This is a genomic window from Paenibacillus sp. ACRSA (assembly GCF_022346845.1).
In the GTDB taxonomy this organism is placed as follows: Bacteria; Bacillota; Bacilli; order Paenibacillales; family Paenibacillaceae; genus Paenibacillus.
On record NZ_JAKRNP010000001.1, the window covers coordinates 42,634 to 58,239 of the forward strand.

The 15,606-nt window shown below is 42.4% G+C and carries 11 protein-coding genes; 2 read left to right on the forward strand and 9 right to left on the reverse strand.

Annotation, left to right across the window (positions count from 1 at the left end):
* Window positions 1–31 precede the first annotated feature (31 nt).
* Window positions 32–556 (reverse strand): GNAT family N-acetyltransferase, encoded by a 525-nt coding sequence (locus tag MH215_RS00210; RefSeq protein ID WP_239286994.1) that lies wholly within the window; start codon window positions 554–556, stop codon window positions 32–34.
* Between the two features lie 217 nt (window positions 557–773).
* On the opposite strand from MH215_RS00210, the gene MH215_RS00215 reads away from it, so the two are divergent.
* The gene (locus tag MH215_RS00215; protein ID WP_239286995.1) at window positions 774–1,934 is read left to right on the forward strand and encodes a S8 family peptidase; all 1,161 of its coding nucleotides are present in this window, start codon (window positions 774–776) and stop codon (window positions 1,932–1,934) included.
* 111 nt (window positions 1,935–2,045) lie between these two features.
* Here MH215_RS00215 and MH215_RS00220 read toward each other — a convergent pair whose 3' ends face one another.
* The 7 genes from MH215_RS00220 to MH215_RS00250 all read right to left on the reverse strand — a co-directional run bounded on the left by MH215_RS00220 (window position 2,046) and on the right by MH215_RS00250 (window position 13,868).
* On the reverse strand, window positions 2,046–3,488 hold the full coding sequence (locus tag MH215_RS00220; RefSeq protein WP_239286996.1) for a 6-phospho-beta-glucosidase: 1,443 nt from the start codon (window positions 3,486–3,488) through the stop codon (window positions 2,046–2,048).
* A gap of 47 nt (window positions 3,489–3,535) precedes the next feature.
* Window positions 3,536–5,449: a beta-glucoside-specific PTS transporter subunit IIABC gene (locus tag MH215_RS00225; RefSeq protein ID WP_239286997.1), complete on the reverse strand. Its 1,914-nt coding sequence runs from the start codon at window positions 5,447–5,449 to the stop codon at window positions 3,536–3,538.
* Between the two features lie 443 nt (window positions 5,450–5,892).
* The gene (locus MH215_RS00230) at window positions 5,893–7,833 is read right to left on the reverse strand and encodes a beta-glucoside-specific PTS transporter subunit IIABC (RefSeq protein WP_239286998.1); all 1,941 of its coding nucleotides are present in this window, start codon (window positions 7,831–7,833) and stop codon (window positions 5,893–5,895) included.
* Between the two features lie 170 nt (window positions 7,834–8,003).
* Entirely contained in the window at window positions 8,004–8,843 is an 840-nt protein-coding gene (licT, locus tag MH215_RS00235) for a BglG family transcription antiterminator LicT (protein WP_239288634.1), read from the reverse strand.
* A 377-nt stretch (window positions 8,844–9,220) separates the two neighbouring features.
* Window positions 9,221–9,718, reverse strand: coding sequence for a hypothetical protein (locus MH215_RS00240; RefSeq protein WP_239286999.1), 498 nt, complete (start codon window positions 9,716–9,718; stop codon window positions 9,221–9,223).
* Window positions 9,719–9,905: 187 nt separating this feature from the next.
* Entirely contained in the window at window positions 9,906–11,000 is a 1,095-nt protein-coding gene (locus tag MH215_RS00245) for an acyltransferase (protein WP_239287000.1), read from the reverse strand.
* Between the two features lie 177 nt (window positions 11,001–11,177).
* Window positions 11,178–13,868: a glycoside hydrolase family 78 protein gene (locus tag MH215_RS00250; RefSeq protein ID WP_239287001.1), complete on the reverse strand. Its 2,691-nt coding sequence runs from the start codon at window positions 13,866–13,868 to the stop codon at window positions 11,178–11,180.
* Between the two features lie 134 nt (window positions 13,869–14,002).
* Here MH215_RS00250 and MH215_RS00255 point away from each other — a divergent pair, with 134 nt between their 5' ends.
* Window positions 14,003–14,875, forward strand: a complete 873-nt coding sequence (locus MH215_RS00255) for an AraC family transcriptional regulator (RefSeq protein ID WP_239287002.1) — start codon at window positions 14,003–14,005, stop codon at window positions 14,873–14,875.
* 135 nt (window positions 14,876–15,010) lie between these two features.
* Here MH215_RS00255 and MH215_RS00260 read toward each other — a convergent pair whose 3' ends face one another.
* Complete coding sequence (locus MH215_RS00260; RefSeq protein ID WP_239287003.1) at window positions 15,011–15,577, reverse strand: 5' nucleotidase, NT5C type; 567 nt, start codon at window positions 15,575–15,577, stop codon at window positions 15,011–15,013.
* Window positions 15,578–15,606 lie beyond the last annotated feature (29 nt).

Below are 15,606 nucleotides of genomic sequence, written 5' to 3' on the forward strand. Positions count from 1 at the left end.
TATTAAAGAAATTACGTAAACGTTAAGGCCTTCAGATCTTGCCTGCTGGCTTATCCATATGTACAGTCTGCCAGTCATCGTTCTGTTCCGTAATAATGGTAAACCCTTGACGATTCCAGAAATCTACAGCACCAGGCAAAAAGCGATGTGTATGTAAGTACAGCGTTGTGTACCTCATGTCACTCACCCTGTGTTCCAAAGCTTGCAACATCATCGAACCAATACCATATCTGCGATATGCAGGATCGACATAACATTTTACGATCTCGGCTGCGGACTCCTGGGGATATCGCCCCTGTATCGCTTCAATCCGATCATCATATGGCAGCATTCCGATCGAACCAACGATCTGACCTTCACCCACCGTAGCTACCAAGAAAATAGCATCTTTGGACTCCATATAATGTGCACTGAATTGCTCAAAATCTAGAGGTAATCTCGTGTGATCCAACATTGTAAACACTTCACGACGTACTCGCATGGCAAAATCAATGGCTTCCTGAATCTGGTGCACCTGAACAGGCGCTACTGTCGGTTTATTCAGAAATTGTGTCAAAACATTCCACGTTCCTTATCTCTGTATTTGGAGCTCATTGCTGGCACTTCTCTTAATGCTGTTCGTGCCGATCTGCTCTTCCATCCATCTTACCGAATTCCCGTCATCCTATCAATCTATCTGCACATCTAACCAAATTGATAGAGCACCCACGCCATCTAATAGACTCTGCATACGATAAGTCGTATCACAATCCAAATTAGAGGGGGCATCGTCCATGTGGTTATGGATCAGCATCAGTGCAGTATCGATTATGATGATAAACTGGTTCGTTTATCGTTATGTGGATCATATGGCAGAAGGTAAGTTTCATCCTCACGCTCCCAAGCAGCTCTTAGTCAAATTTAGAGAGGGGACAACCCCCGACGAGATGCATACACTTCACCGAAAAGGTAGATGTAACGTTGCTGAGACGTATGAAGATATGGGCTGGTACCGCCTGGAATCTCGCAAAAACATGCATCGTATGCTCAAACATTACAAGGATCATGAACTGATTGAGCATGCCGAACCCAACTATTACGTTAACGCCTCTTTCACGCCTAACGACCCTTTCTTCCCTTACCAGTACAATCTGCCAAAAATCAATGCTCCTGCTGCCTGGGATGTAAGCCAGAGCAACAGCACGATCAAAATCGCCATCATCGATACAGGCGTACAACTGAATCACCCTGAACTTGCCACCAAGCTTCTCCCCGGTTACGACTATGTTGACTATGATAATATTCCCGAAGATGGCAACGGTCATGGTACCCACGTAGCTGGTATTGCTGCATCCATCACCAATAATGGTGTCGGGATTGCTGGCGTTGCACCACTAGCCTCCATCGTTCCACTTCGCGTACTGGATAACAACGGACAAGGAACGATGGGCAATGTCGGTAACGGGCTTGTCTTTGCAGCCAACAATGGTGTTCAAGTGATCAATCTAAGTTTGGGTGGTCCGATGGGTGAAGCATTCCTTCAAGCTGCCGTACAGTATGCTTGGGATCGAGGTGCCGTTATTATCGCTGCAGCAGGCAATGACAACACTTCATATCCAATCGTGCCTGCATCCTATCCTAACGTCATTGCGGTTGCTTCGACCGACCCTTCTGATCTAAAATCTAACTTCTCCAACTATGGCCCCTGGGTCGATATGGCTGCACCGGGTGACACCATCTTATCCACATATTTGGGTAGCTCTTATGCTTATCTTAGCGGAACATCAATGGCGGCTCCGCACGTAGCCGGAGTAGCTGCCCTACTCGCTGCCAAAGGTAAAACAAACGCACAGATACGCGATGCACTCTGCTTCGCCTCCGATCCTGTATCGGGTTCAGGCGTTTACTGGCAGTATGGACGGTTGAACGCCTACCAGAGCCTTCAGGTACCTTAATTCACTACGTTTGTAGAAGTTAACGGTCATATTTAAGCTATATAAACAAAGAACAATCCCGTTATAACGAGATTGCTCTTTGTTTATTTTAGATATCACCAGAAGATTACATTAGAAATATTGTGCGCCATTATTAGCAATAACCTCTTTGTACCAATGGAAGCTTTTCTTTTTCACTCTTCGCAGTGTACCGGAACCATCATTGTTCCGATCGACATAAATGTATCCGTAACGCTTCTTCATTTCGCCAGTACCTGCGCTGACCAAGTCAATTGGTCCCCAGCTTGTATAACCGAGAATTTCAACGCCATCCTGAATGGCTTCTGCCATCTCTGCGAAGTGGCTGTTCAGATATTCAATCCGATAATCATCTTCTACGGTATCGTTGTCCGATAATACATCCGTGGCACCGAGTCCATTTTCGACAATAAAGAGTGGCTTGCCGTAACGGTCGTGTAGCTGATTACATGTAATACGAAGCCCTTTGGGATCAATCGTCCATCCCCACTCTGAAGCTTGAAGATAAGGGTTCTTCACAGAACCAAAGACGTTACCTTCGGTTGAATTCTTCAGCACTTCTGGATCAGCACTTGTACAACGGCTCGCGTAATAGCTGAACCCGATATAATCTACCGTGTTTTGTTGAAGAATATCTGCATCTTCCGGTTGCATCTCAATCTGAATGTTATGTTCTCTGAAGAATCGTTTCGTATATCCTGGGTATGCTCCCTTCGATTGCACATCGATGAAGAAGAAGGATTCTCGATCTAACTCCATCGCTTTCCATACATCATCCGGGTTGGACGTGTAAGGATACACCATACCTGCCGCGAGCATACAGCCAATCTGTGCACCTGGAATAATCTCATGACAAGCTTTAACAGCGAGTGCGCTTGCAACCAATTCATGGTGAGCTGCTTGATATAACAGCTGTTCTTTGTCCTGACCTTCCTTAAGTACAATTCCGGCACCGATATATGGCAGATGCAACAACATATTAATTTCATTAAAAGTCATCCAGTACTTCACTTTACTCTTATACCGGTTAAATAACGTCTTCGCATATTTCTCAAAGAAACCGACCATCTTACGGTTTGTCCATCCACCATACGTTTCGACCAGATGAACCGGCACATCGAAATGGCAGATCGTCACAACAGGTTCGATGTTATATTTCAACAGTTCATCAAATACATTATCGTAGAACTGTAACCCTGCTTCGTTCGGCTCGGCCTCATCCCCATTCGGGAAAATTCTTGCCCAGGCAATGGAGAGCCTGAGACACTTGAATCCCATTTCGGCAAATAAAGCGATATCTTCCTTGTAACGATGATAAAAATCAATCGCTTCATGTGAAGGATAAAACTCCCCAGTTTGAGGTACAAAAGAACTCAGATTACCCAGCGCAATATTCATTCGATTGGCTCCGGTTGGTATCAAATCTACAGTAGTCAAACCCTTGCCATCTTCGAGATAAGCACCTTCCAGTTGGTTCGCTGCTGTTGCTCCTCCCCAGAGAAAATTCTCTGGGAAGGTTGTCAACTTCTCATACATTGAGTAACCCTCCCATTTCTTATTGAAATTTTCTTGTTAAATTTCGCTTAATTTAATACAGTGATCAATTTATCTTTTTCGTGAACGGAAGCTTCTTTGGTTCCTACCACATCCAGATAACTTGAAGTGTTTGTGATAATAATCGGTGTCACGATCTCATATCCTGCATCTTTAATTGCTTGTAGATCGAATTCCATAATCAGATCACCTACATTAACGCGATCCCCATCTTTCACATGTGCGGTGAAATGTTGACCTTTCAATTGCACTGTATCCTGTCCGATATGAATGAGCATCTCTACACCATCGTCGGTTACAAGACCAATCGCATGTTTAGTTCGATATACCGTTTGTACCACACCTGTAATTGGAGATACGACTCTACCACTTGTTGGTCGAATTGCAATTCCTTTACCCATGTGCTCTCCTGCAAACGTTACATCATTGATTTCTTTCAGTTGAACGACTTCACCAGCCATCGGGCTCATGATTTCATATCTGCTGTTTGGGTTTGGATCAAGTACTGGTGCTGGAGCAGCTACTTTTTCTTCTGGATCTTTGAAACCAACAACATACGTCAGGATGAAACCAAGGACGAATGCTACCAATGTTGCAACGATTGCCATGTAGAATGAAAAGTCTAATCCTGCTTCTTTATTGATGAAGGCTGGGTAACCAAATACGCCAAGTCCTCCTAGCATGTAGAACTTCGATCCTGCATATCCAAGTAACGCCCCTCCGATACCTCCAGCAATACAGCTCATGATAAATGGCTTTTTCAATGGAAGTGTAACGCCATAGATTGCAGGTTCAGTTACACCAAAGATCCCGGAAATAAATGCTGGAATACTAAGTGTTTTTAATTTTGTATTCTTAGTTTTGAGCAATACAGCAAGAACAGCACCCGTTTGAGCAAATGAAGCTGCAAATGACATTGCTACAACTGGGTCTGCACCTAACGTACTGATGTTAAGCAATAGAACCGGAACCAATCCCCAGTGAAGACCAAACAATACAAACACTTGCCATAAACCACCGATAACTAAACCTGTGACAATCGGACTTAATTCGTAAATACTAGTAGCTCCTGCACCAATTAATTGACCTGCCCACGTAGAGATAGGACCGATAACTAAGAAAGTTGCTGGTACGATAACGAGCAAGGTGAAGAATGGTACTAGGAACGTGCTTACTACTTTTGGAATAACGTTTTTGAAGAATCTTTCGATTTTCACAGCTACAAAAGTTGCAATAATGATCGGAATAACGGATGAAGAATACTCCATCAAGATAACCGGCATACCTAAGAATGTAATGTGGATTGGTGATTCAAACAGCGTGCCCGTGAATAACGTGTATAGTGGATCTCCTGCTTTCAAACCAGCTAACGTAGGATACACGAGTGAGCCACCAATGGCCATCCCTAGGAACGGTGAACCACCAAATTTCTTAATTGCTGTGTAACCCAAGAATATCGGGAAGAAGTAGAATAAGCTATCTCCTGTGGCTTTCAATAATTGATATGTTCCAGATTCTTGTGTGATCCAGCCAAAAGCTATGAACATTTCATTAAAACCTTTAATCATCCCTGTTGCTGCCAATAGACCAAGCAACGGAGTAAACACACCTGAGATCATATCGATAAAGCGGCTGAACAAACCAACTTTCTTCCCGGAGTTATCTTCTGTCTCTTCAAACTGCCCCTCACTTGGGAAATTCCCTGCTTTGACTACAGCTTTATATACATCCGGCACTTCATTGCCGATGACAACTTGATATTGTCCACCACTCTGCATTACGGTAATAACACCTGGCAGATTTTTAAGTTCTTCCGTTTTGGCTACGCTTTCATTTTTCAGTTTAAACCGCAATCTTGTTACGCAATGGAATACGCTATTTACGTTCTCCCGACCCCCTACACGTGACAGAATATCCTTGGCCAATTGATCGTAGTTACTCATTGTATTTCCCCCTCTAAGTGTGTCTCATCCATGCCTGTGAAACAAAGAAAACCTGAACTACTGAACATACACAACGTACCGGATCATCCGGAAATAAGTCGTGTTATTCAGCAATTCAGGTTTTGCCCTTAACGGTTGCAACCCTGTAAGGCTGTACACATTGGTATTTAGTTATCTTAATAACTAAAGTAAGTTGCGATCAATCTTCACTGACCAAGGTTGGTCGGAATTGCCTGATTGAACAGTTACAATCCGATTGATGTATGCGCTTACTTCTTGAATTCATAATAGTACATCTGAACTACATTTGCAACAGTTATTTTTAAAAAATTCTAATATTTATTTCCCGGTATCTGGAAAAGAAAAAGACAACTTCGAATAGTTCGAAGTTGTCTTTGAGTTATATCCTTTTTTCCAATAAATGATTGCACAATAAACTAGATTTAACCAATTACTGTGATCAATTTATCCTTCTCTTGCACGTTCTGAGCAGTCGTACCTACCACATCAAGATAGTCCGCTGTGTTCGTTACGATAATAGGCGTGACAATCTCATATCCTGCTTCAACAATGGCTTGCAGATCGAATTCAACAATCAGGTCGCCTACACTCACACGGTCTCCATCTTTCACGTGTGCTGTGAAATGCTGACCTTTGAGCTGTACCGTATCTTGACCAATATGAATCAGAATCTCTACACCTTGATCATCCACAAGTCCAATCGCATGTTTAGTACGGTAAATCGTCTGCACCACCCCATTAATAGGGGATACTACTCTACCACTTGTTGGACGAACGGCAATCCCTTTACCCATATGTTCACCCGCGAATGTAGCATCATTAATTTGTTGCAGTGGAACAACTTCACCTGTCATTGGGCTGGAAATTTCGTAACGATTGTTCGGATTAGGCTCAAGAGCAGTCTTCTCTTCTTTTACTGGCTCTGGAGTCTGTTTAGCAGCCTCTGGGTTAGCAGGATCTTTGAACCCAATAACATATACCAATACAAAGGCTAGTACAAAGGCAACTACAGTAGCAATCATAGCCATCCAGAATTCATAGTTAATTCCTTCTGTTGGGCTAATTAGAGCAGGAATACCGAAAATCCCTGAAGCGAATACAAATAGTTTGGAGCCAGCGAAACCAACGATACCACCCGCTGCTGCTGAAGCAATACAGCTCATAATAAATGGTTTTTTCAGTGGTAACGTAAGACCATAAATTGCCGGCTCGGTTACACCGAAGATCCCTGATACAAAGGCAGGTACACCCAATGATTTAAGTTTAGTATTTTTCGTTTTCAACATGACACCAAGAACCGCGCCAATTTGTGCAAATGAAGCAGCAAACATCATAGCCAAAATAGGGTCTGCTTTTAATGTGGACAGATTAAGGAGCATGATCGGCACAATTCCCCAGTGAAGACCGAAGATAACCAACACTTGCCACAATCCACCAACAACAATACCTGTTACCAAAGGACTCAGGTCATAGATACCTGTTACACCTGCGCCGATTAACTGACTTGCCCAAGTAGCGATTGGACCAATCAATAGGAACGTTACGGGTACAACGATGAGAATCGTGAAGAATGGCGTAAGGAACGTTCTCACCACAGAAGGAATAATTTTCTTGAAGAACGCTTCTACTTTGGAACCAAAATAAGCAGCGATAATAACTGGAATTACGGATGTAGAATAGCTCATCAAAATAACCGGAATACCTAAGAACGTAATATGAATCGGTGATTCAAACAACGTGCCTGTAAACAACGTATACAATGGATCTCCAGTACTTAAACCGGATAACGTCGGATACACCAGTGATGCACCAAATGCCATACCAAGGAATGGTGATCCACCGAATTTTTTCATAGCTGTGTATCCCAAGAAGATTGGGAAGAAGTAGAACAGACAGTCACCTGCCGCGTTCAACAATTGATACGTACCGGAAGCAGGATCAATCCATTCGAGTGAAGTAAACATCGACAGGAAACCTTTGATCATCCCTGTTGCAGCAAGCAAACCTAGAATTGGCGTAAATACACCTGAGATCAAATCAATAAAACGACCAAGCAAGCTTTCCTTTTTGCCAGATAATTCACCATCATCACTTGCACTCACGGGTTCATCAGCACTCATATTCCCAACTTGAAGCAATGCTTTGTAGACATCAGATACTTCGTTACCTACGACGACCTGATATTGTCCTCCGCTTTGCATAACTGTGATAACACCGTCGAGGTTCTTGAGCTCGTCCGTTTGGGCATTATTGTCATTTTTCAATTTGAATCGTAGTCTGGTCGCGCAGTGTACAACACTATTAATATTTTGTTTGCCACCAACGCCAGTTAGAATGTCTTTGGCTAGTTGCTCGTGTTTCATGTATTATGTTCTTCCTTTCTGATTAAACACGGATTCGAGGTATATTGGAGAGAATAAAAAAAACCTGAACATCTGAATGTCAAAACATTTCCCTTATAGGGGTAGTGTTCTGCATTCAATCGTTCAGGTTTTGCCCTTGTGGTTGCAACCCTGCAAGCTGATCTATGGGATTATTCAGAAGTTGCGTTCACAACTCTCTCAATATGAATTGTTAAGTACATGATTTCTTCGTCAGTCAGTTGATACGTGTAGTTGCTTTCAATGAATTTCTTAATCTTCTCGGAACACTTATGCGCTGCAGGATACTTTTTCTGAATCATCAGGAACAATTCATCATCATTGTTGCTCTTGTAATGTTTTCCCTTCACCAAACGTTGGGCAAAAAATTTCAAGTGTGTAACAAAGCGATAAAAAGTCAATGAGTTCTCATCAAAATCAATCTTGAAATGATACTTGATGATCGTCAAAATTTCTTGCATCACCTGCGTCATACTCTTGATATTCGGCATTTCTTCGTTCAACGCAGCATTTACAAAGTGCAGTGCCATAAAACCGGCTTCGTCCTCGGGAAGAATTACACCAAACTGATCACAGATCATATTGAGTGCTTCCAATCCAATTTCGTACTCTTCCTTGTACAACTGTTTAGTTTCCCAGATTAATCCGTTACGAATAGGCAGGTTCTTGCGATACCGCTCAATGGCAAAGTGGATATGATCTGTGAGATGAAGATAAATGCTCTCATTCAATTTTTTACCAAGTTTTAATTTGGCATATGCGATGATTTCCTCCGACACTTTCATGTATTCCAGAGGAATGCTTGAGATTAATGCCTTAAAGTTTTCCTGAATATCTTCATTCTGTAAAGTAAATATCTTATCGATATGCTGCTCGGAAACAATATCACCCGCCCGCTTCTGGTAAGCAATCCCCCGGCCAATGATAATAACTTCCTGCTCGTCATTCATTGCAACTACAGCATTATTGTTCAGCACCTTCTCGATTTTCACTTTATCACTCCAATATACAGAAAAAGACAAACCAATCCCTTTTCTCAAGGTATACGGCTTTGCCTGATTCAACAGTTACAACCCGATATGTTGTACGCGCTTCCCTCATATTATTACAAAATTCTACATAGTGCAACAAAAAGTTAATATTCTTCTATTATCTCTTCTAGGGCTTACGCATCATTATTGTCATGATGGATGATCAGAACCCGATCTTTAAATTAGAAAGCATCGTGTCGGAGTGATCTTTAATCATAATATAGCCAGAATGAGCATGATCATGCTTACGGTGTTACATTTTTATTTTCACTGTCCATATAGCTGCTGCATGTCCATCTATAAGTGCGATTTTGAACACCCTCTATAACAGCTAACGCTCATTTGTTCTTTTTGCGATTCTGCTCAAGCTCTGCTTCAATCTCCTGATTGATACTTTTCATCTCATCAGGACTTAACTGACTTACATCTTTATTCTGACGTTCTATCTCATACTGTTCAGCTTCTTTTTTGTTCATCAGTCCCAGATGGTTCTTAATCGCCAGAATATCCTCTCGCATTTTCACCGTTTGACGGTAGTTCTCCGCCACCAATGCTACTGCTATGCCTATTAACAGAATTGGTCCAAACGGAACTAACACAGCAAGCACTGATGCTACAATAAGTACCAAAAGCATATACAAACTTCTCACTCCCTTTATTAATTTCCCTTCAGCGTAACCCCTGAGTTCAACAAAATTTGCTCCGGAAGCAAGGTCTACAACAAGCCAATGACCAATGTTATCTTCCTCAGCACTCCCCCATGCTACATTAAAATGAATTTGTAACTGATCATCGTTAGACAGTGGTGGTATGTTAATCTGTAATCCATCTTCCAAATATGCAATCCTATGTGCAGATGGATCTGATTGAGCAACCCTCTCACCAATTCCAAAATATTGAAATTACAACATTAACCCATCATACATGCTCCCAATGAAATAAAAAAGAGATTTCGAGCAATCCTCGTAATAAAGGAAGCTTGAAATCTCTATCGTTCATCTATGCTTGCATGATATTTAATATCTAGCGACCGATCAATATCCATCCCCAGTTCACTTTTCGAATGCCAAGCGCAAGCAACCATGATAGTCCTAGAGCTGCAAGGTATGACAATATAATGCTGATACTGAAATGTGAGACAAATATTGTAGTGAACTCACGTCTCCAGAATAACAATACCATTGGATGTATGAGAAACACACCAAAGGCGACAGTCCCCAGTGAATTCAAAACTGCTCTGACCTTGAGCGGGTTTGAATGTTTTGTTTTACGAGTCCCTAATTGTTCACAGATCAGCATTAACAATAAGCATGCCGACAACGTAAACAGGTTACGAAATACAAACAATAGTGCATATGTAACAAACGGCATGTCTTTAAGTATCATTTTCACATATGAACTACCATAGATGGAAATGACGCCTCCGGCAATGAGTGCCGCCAGTACAACAAACCGAAACGAATGTAATATTCGAAGAGCTTTCTCGAAATTCAGACCGATCCAAGCTCCAAATCCAATGACGATGAAATAACTTGGCAACATACTGCCCAAACGTTCAAAATGAACTTGAAGATGAATCATATAAAATACCGCCTGTGCGGCAATGAAGAATAGTAGCAAGTATTTGGTGAAGACAGCATGCTTCGTTAAAGACAACAATATAGGAAAGACCACATAAAATTGCATAATAATTAGAAAAAAGTACAGATGTGTATGTGCCGTCCCCGTCAGCAATTGCTCGCCAAACCGCTCCAGATGATCGACAGGTTGTTTCCCTGCGATAACCTGCTTCACAACAAAGTAAATGAATGACCATACGAGATAAGGAACAAAAATATACAGCAAACGTTTCTTGTAAAAAGCTGGAATCCAGCCACGCTCTTTCGCCTTAGAATGATAATTGTAGAACAGAACGAGCGATGACAGAAATAGAAATGCCGGTACTGCAAATTGGAAAAATTGATTCCAAAAATAATAAAACTCTTGCTGGAAAGTATCCTTCGCATAATGCGTAACTGCTGTAGAAGTAGCATGAATCGCAACTACTGCAATAATATCAATGGCACGATAGAAATCCAGATAGCCAATGTGCTTGGGCCGATTAACAGATTGGTTCATACATAAAAAACCTCGCTTATGCCTGATATAAAAGAAGATAGGTTCCGGCCGCAATCCAGATTCCATGCTTCATTCTAATCAGCGAGCGAGGCTAATACAATGGTTATACATATCATTTTTCGACTTTTTATAACAACAAATAACAACGTTCAACATTTATTTTATGATACTTGATCGTTATGCTTCCGTTAACTGCATTTTATACTGAAATATATAACTTCCTGATCCCAACATCACTTGGAGCTGATCTGCTTTTAATTGAAATTCATTTACGTCTGAAGCCTGATCCAGCGCTACGTCATCAAACAGGACTGTATCAGATACTGCATTGGGAAGCACGACTGTTGCTGTCGTGTTCACTGGAACAACTACACGGAGCTGTATCTCACCCTGTTCTTGTCGTTTCCAGCTGGAAACCACTTTGCCATACATCGTCTCCACACTAGCTTCTACCCAATCTAGCCCTGGCCCTGGTTGTGGTTCGATATGGATGGCTTGGAATCCAGGACGTTCCTCGTCTGCACGTATACCTGCCACATAACGATACAACCACTCGCCAATAGAACCGTATGCATAGTGATTGAATGAATTCATGTCAGCACTCCACATCCGGCCATCATCCTTGACCCCATCCCAGTGCTCCCAGATCGTAGTGGCACCTTGAGTGACCTGATATAACCAGGATGGATAATCCTCATGAAATAATAATGTGTAAGCTAGTTCATGTTGTCCTGTCTCGCTAAGTACAGGATTCAGATAAGGCGTGCCTACAAATCCCGTGGTCAGATGATTATTCGCTTCAGCAATCAGTTTGCCGAGTTGTTCAATCGCTCGTTTTCTTCCCGATTCCTCCAATAGATCAAAGTGCAATGCCAGCACCACAGCTGTCTGAGTCGGTACCGCAATACGACCCGAAGGTGTCACGAATTCTTTACGAAATGCCTTAACAATATGATCATGCAGTTCACCATAATGCGCTGCTTCTTCATTCTGTCCCAATGCCAAGGCTGCTTTTCTAGTTAAAGAAACAGAATAGGCATAAAAGGCTGTGGCTACATAATCTGAATCAGTCGCTCCAATGTAGCTATCTGGTTTGGAATCGAGAGCCAGCCAATCTCCAAAGTGGAAACCCGTATTCCAAAGATAAGGCTTCTCACCTTGATGATAAATATAGCTAACCCAACGTTTCATACTTCCATATTGCTCAGCTAACAGTCGTTTATCACCGTACATTTCATACAGTATCCATGGACAGATCACTGCCGCATCACCCCAAGCTGCAGATGAGTGCCCTGTATCTTGCATTTCATTGGAGAAAATATCACTACTCGGATTAGGCACAAAAAAAGGTATACCGCCATCTTCACGCTGGTCTGCTCCTAGATCACGAAGCCACTTTGTGAAAAACGGTGCCGTGTTCATGAGGTAGGACGCTGTTCGGATAAACATCTGCGCATCTCCCGTCCACCCAAGACGTTCGTCACGCTGTGGACAATCTGTCGGCACATCGAGGAAATTCCCTTTTTGCCCCCACAAAATGTTGTGATGTAGTTGATTCACAAGTGGGCTAGAACACTTGAATTCACCGGTCTGCTCCATATTAGAATGAAGGACAACCCCTGTAAAATCTTGCAGATTAATGTGCTCTGGAAAACCAATCAATTTCACATAACGGAAGCCCTGAAATGTAAAATGGGGCTCATACGTCTCTGCCTCCCCTCCCTTTAGGGTATATTGAATTCGCTGCTTGGCAGCCCTCAGATTATCCGTGTAGAAGTTACCGTCATGGTCCAATATTTCAGCATGTAACAATTCAACTTCACGACCTGACTCACCTTGAATCGTGAATTTCATCCATCCCACCATGTTCTGACCCATATCAAGCACACGGTCACCCTGCGGTGTAGTAAGTATAGCTATAGGTTGAAGATGCTCAACTTGTGTAACGGGTACATTTTCTTGAGCAACGATGATATCTTTCGGATGATCCAGAACTTCTACCGGCGACCAGGAAGACGGATCAAGATCTGTCCAAGCAGATTCCAGCCGAGCATCATACGTCTCACCCATATAAATATCAGACATCTGAATAGCACTTGAAGATGACTGCCAGTGTTCATTTGTCACGATATACTCCTCTGATCCGTCTGAATACTCTATGTGAAGTTCAAGTAACAAGGCTGTCCTTTTGCCATAAAATTGTTGTTCATTCTTCCATCCCAAATATCCTTTATACCACCCATCACCTAAGTAGGCGCCGAGTGTATTATCACCAATCTCTAAAGAGTCCGTAATATCGTACGTCTGATATTGTAATCGCTTACTATAACTCGTCCATCCCGGCGTGAAATACGCTTCTCCCACACGTTTATTATTCAGGTGAAGCTCATATAACCCAAGGGCTGTGACGTAAATTCTTGCTTTAGTTACAGGCTTACTCAGTTGAAACGACGTGCGTAGACGCGGGCATGATTCATCCTTTTCCTCTTCTGCTGGTGATGGTGACGAGATCCATGCTGCTCGCCAAGCATCCGAACTATCCATTAGCCCCATCTCGAAGAACGCGCTATCTGACCAGTCTGATTCGTTCTCGAAGTTATCCCAGGCTTTAATCCGGTAAACATACCTTGTTCGCGCCGCTGGGAGCCAGCCATCTAATTCAACATGTATGGATTGGTTGGAGATCACCTTACCGGAGTCCCACACGATCTGCTCATGCGAATCTTGTAGATATAATTGAATCTGATAGGCGACCTGAACACAGTTTCGCTGATCTGATTGAAGATGCCAGCTTAATCTTGGCGACCTCACATCCAGACCGATTGGATTTATTTTATACTCACAGCGAAGATGATGAACCGTCAACATAAGAGAAACATCCCTTTCCATCGTGGTTTCATATTCTGTCTTACGCTATAATTATATCGATCCTATGAGAGATCATACCCGGTGATTCGGACAAATTCACCCGGTAATTCGGTCATGAATTGAGGTTGTTACATATGAAATCAGCGATTGAGCTATTTAAAAGTGAAACCTTTTTAAACAACAATCTTAAATTATATGTGAATCGATGCTCGGAGAATTTTGATGCCCCGTTCCATGCACATGACTTCGTAGAGTATTGTTATGTCGCGGAAGGAAAAGGCTTTCATCATATTGGAGAAGATGTCATTCCAGTGCACAAGGGTATGCTGTTTGTTATCCCAATTGGTATTCCTCATGTATTTCGGCCATCCAGTCCAAACCTCTCAGTGACACCACTTATTATATATAACTGCCTGTTTAATGCTGAACTGACCTCAACGCTCAGTACAATCATTCAGGAGCAAGCGATATGCGATCACCTCAAGCATCTAGAACTCAATGAGATGTCTTATGTACGTGTGGTTGATCATACTCAGCAGATCGAAGAAATTATGATTAGATTATATAAAGAATCATCTCTTCTAGACACTGGCTCTTCCACGATGTTATATACTTTGGTCAGCCAACTGGTTGTGACGACTTATCGACAATACCAACAGGATTATATGCAATCGTATTCGAATACAGATGACTTTGAACACATCCTCATGTACCTGAATCACCATATTCATGAACGGATCCGTCTACGTGATCTCGTCCGTACATCCAGTTGGAGTGAGAAGCACCTTGGACGGTTGTTTCTGAAGCACACAGGCCAGACTTTTGGTTCTTACCTTCAACATCTGCGTATACAAAAAAGTTGTGAACTCCTAAAGAGTTCACAACATAATGTCAGCCTGATCGCCGAACTCGTCGGCTACAGGGATGTAGATACTTTTCACGGCGTCTTCAAAAGAATCACGGGAACAACACCGCATATGTATCGCAAAAGCTATACATCAGACTAACCAAGAGCTTAAGACGCTCAGGGCGAGTTCATAATTCATGAGATTCGATGTTGCATATCAAGCAGACGAGATGTCGCCAAACATTCACCGTTACCAAAAGTGGACTTCTTAAACAGCTTTTTATAGAACGGTTTATCAGGCGTTTACGGTTTCAAGCATTCTATCGATGTATCCCTTCGCCCCATGCCATGTGGACATCAACGGAAACCCATACTGCTCCCGTTCTTTCACATTCCATGGATGAGGAATACAGAGAACTTTTCTCCCTAGGTCATGTGCAGCAATCAAATTATGAGCACCATCATCGATTAGCAGATCGAAGCCAAGTAGGTATTTTCTTTTGCATGTAATAAATTGGTCTGTCGTAATAAAAGGCATATGCTTTTGAAGCCAGTTCCACTTCTCTACCACTGTTCTCGGTTCTGCCGCAGTCACGATAATCAGATCATAAGCTTGGTTCAACCTCTCCATCTCTTCGACCACATATTCGTCATACAGCTCCAACTCTTCGAACAGACCCGGGCGACCATAGAAAACATCATGGGTACTCTCTGGGTGGCGCAAGTGAGTGGTGTCCCAATGAAGCATATCCTCATATCGCAGCGGATGTGTTGGGAAGTTAATGTTGTTATGATATATGGCGCGTTTCACGAGCTGACATATGGTGTCGTCCATGTCGACTGCAATAATTGGTTTATTCATCTAGATCTCCCCCCGATACGAACACAGTA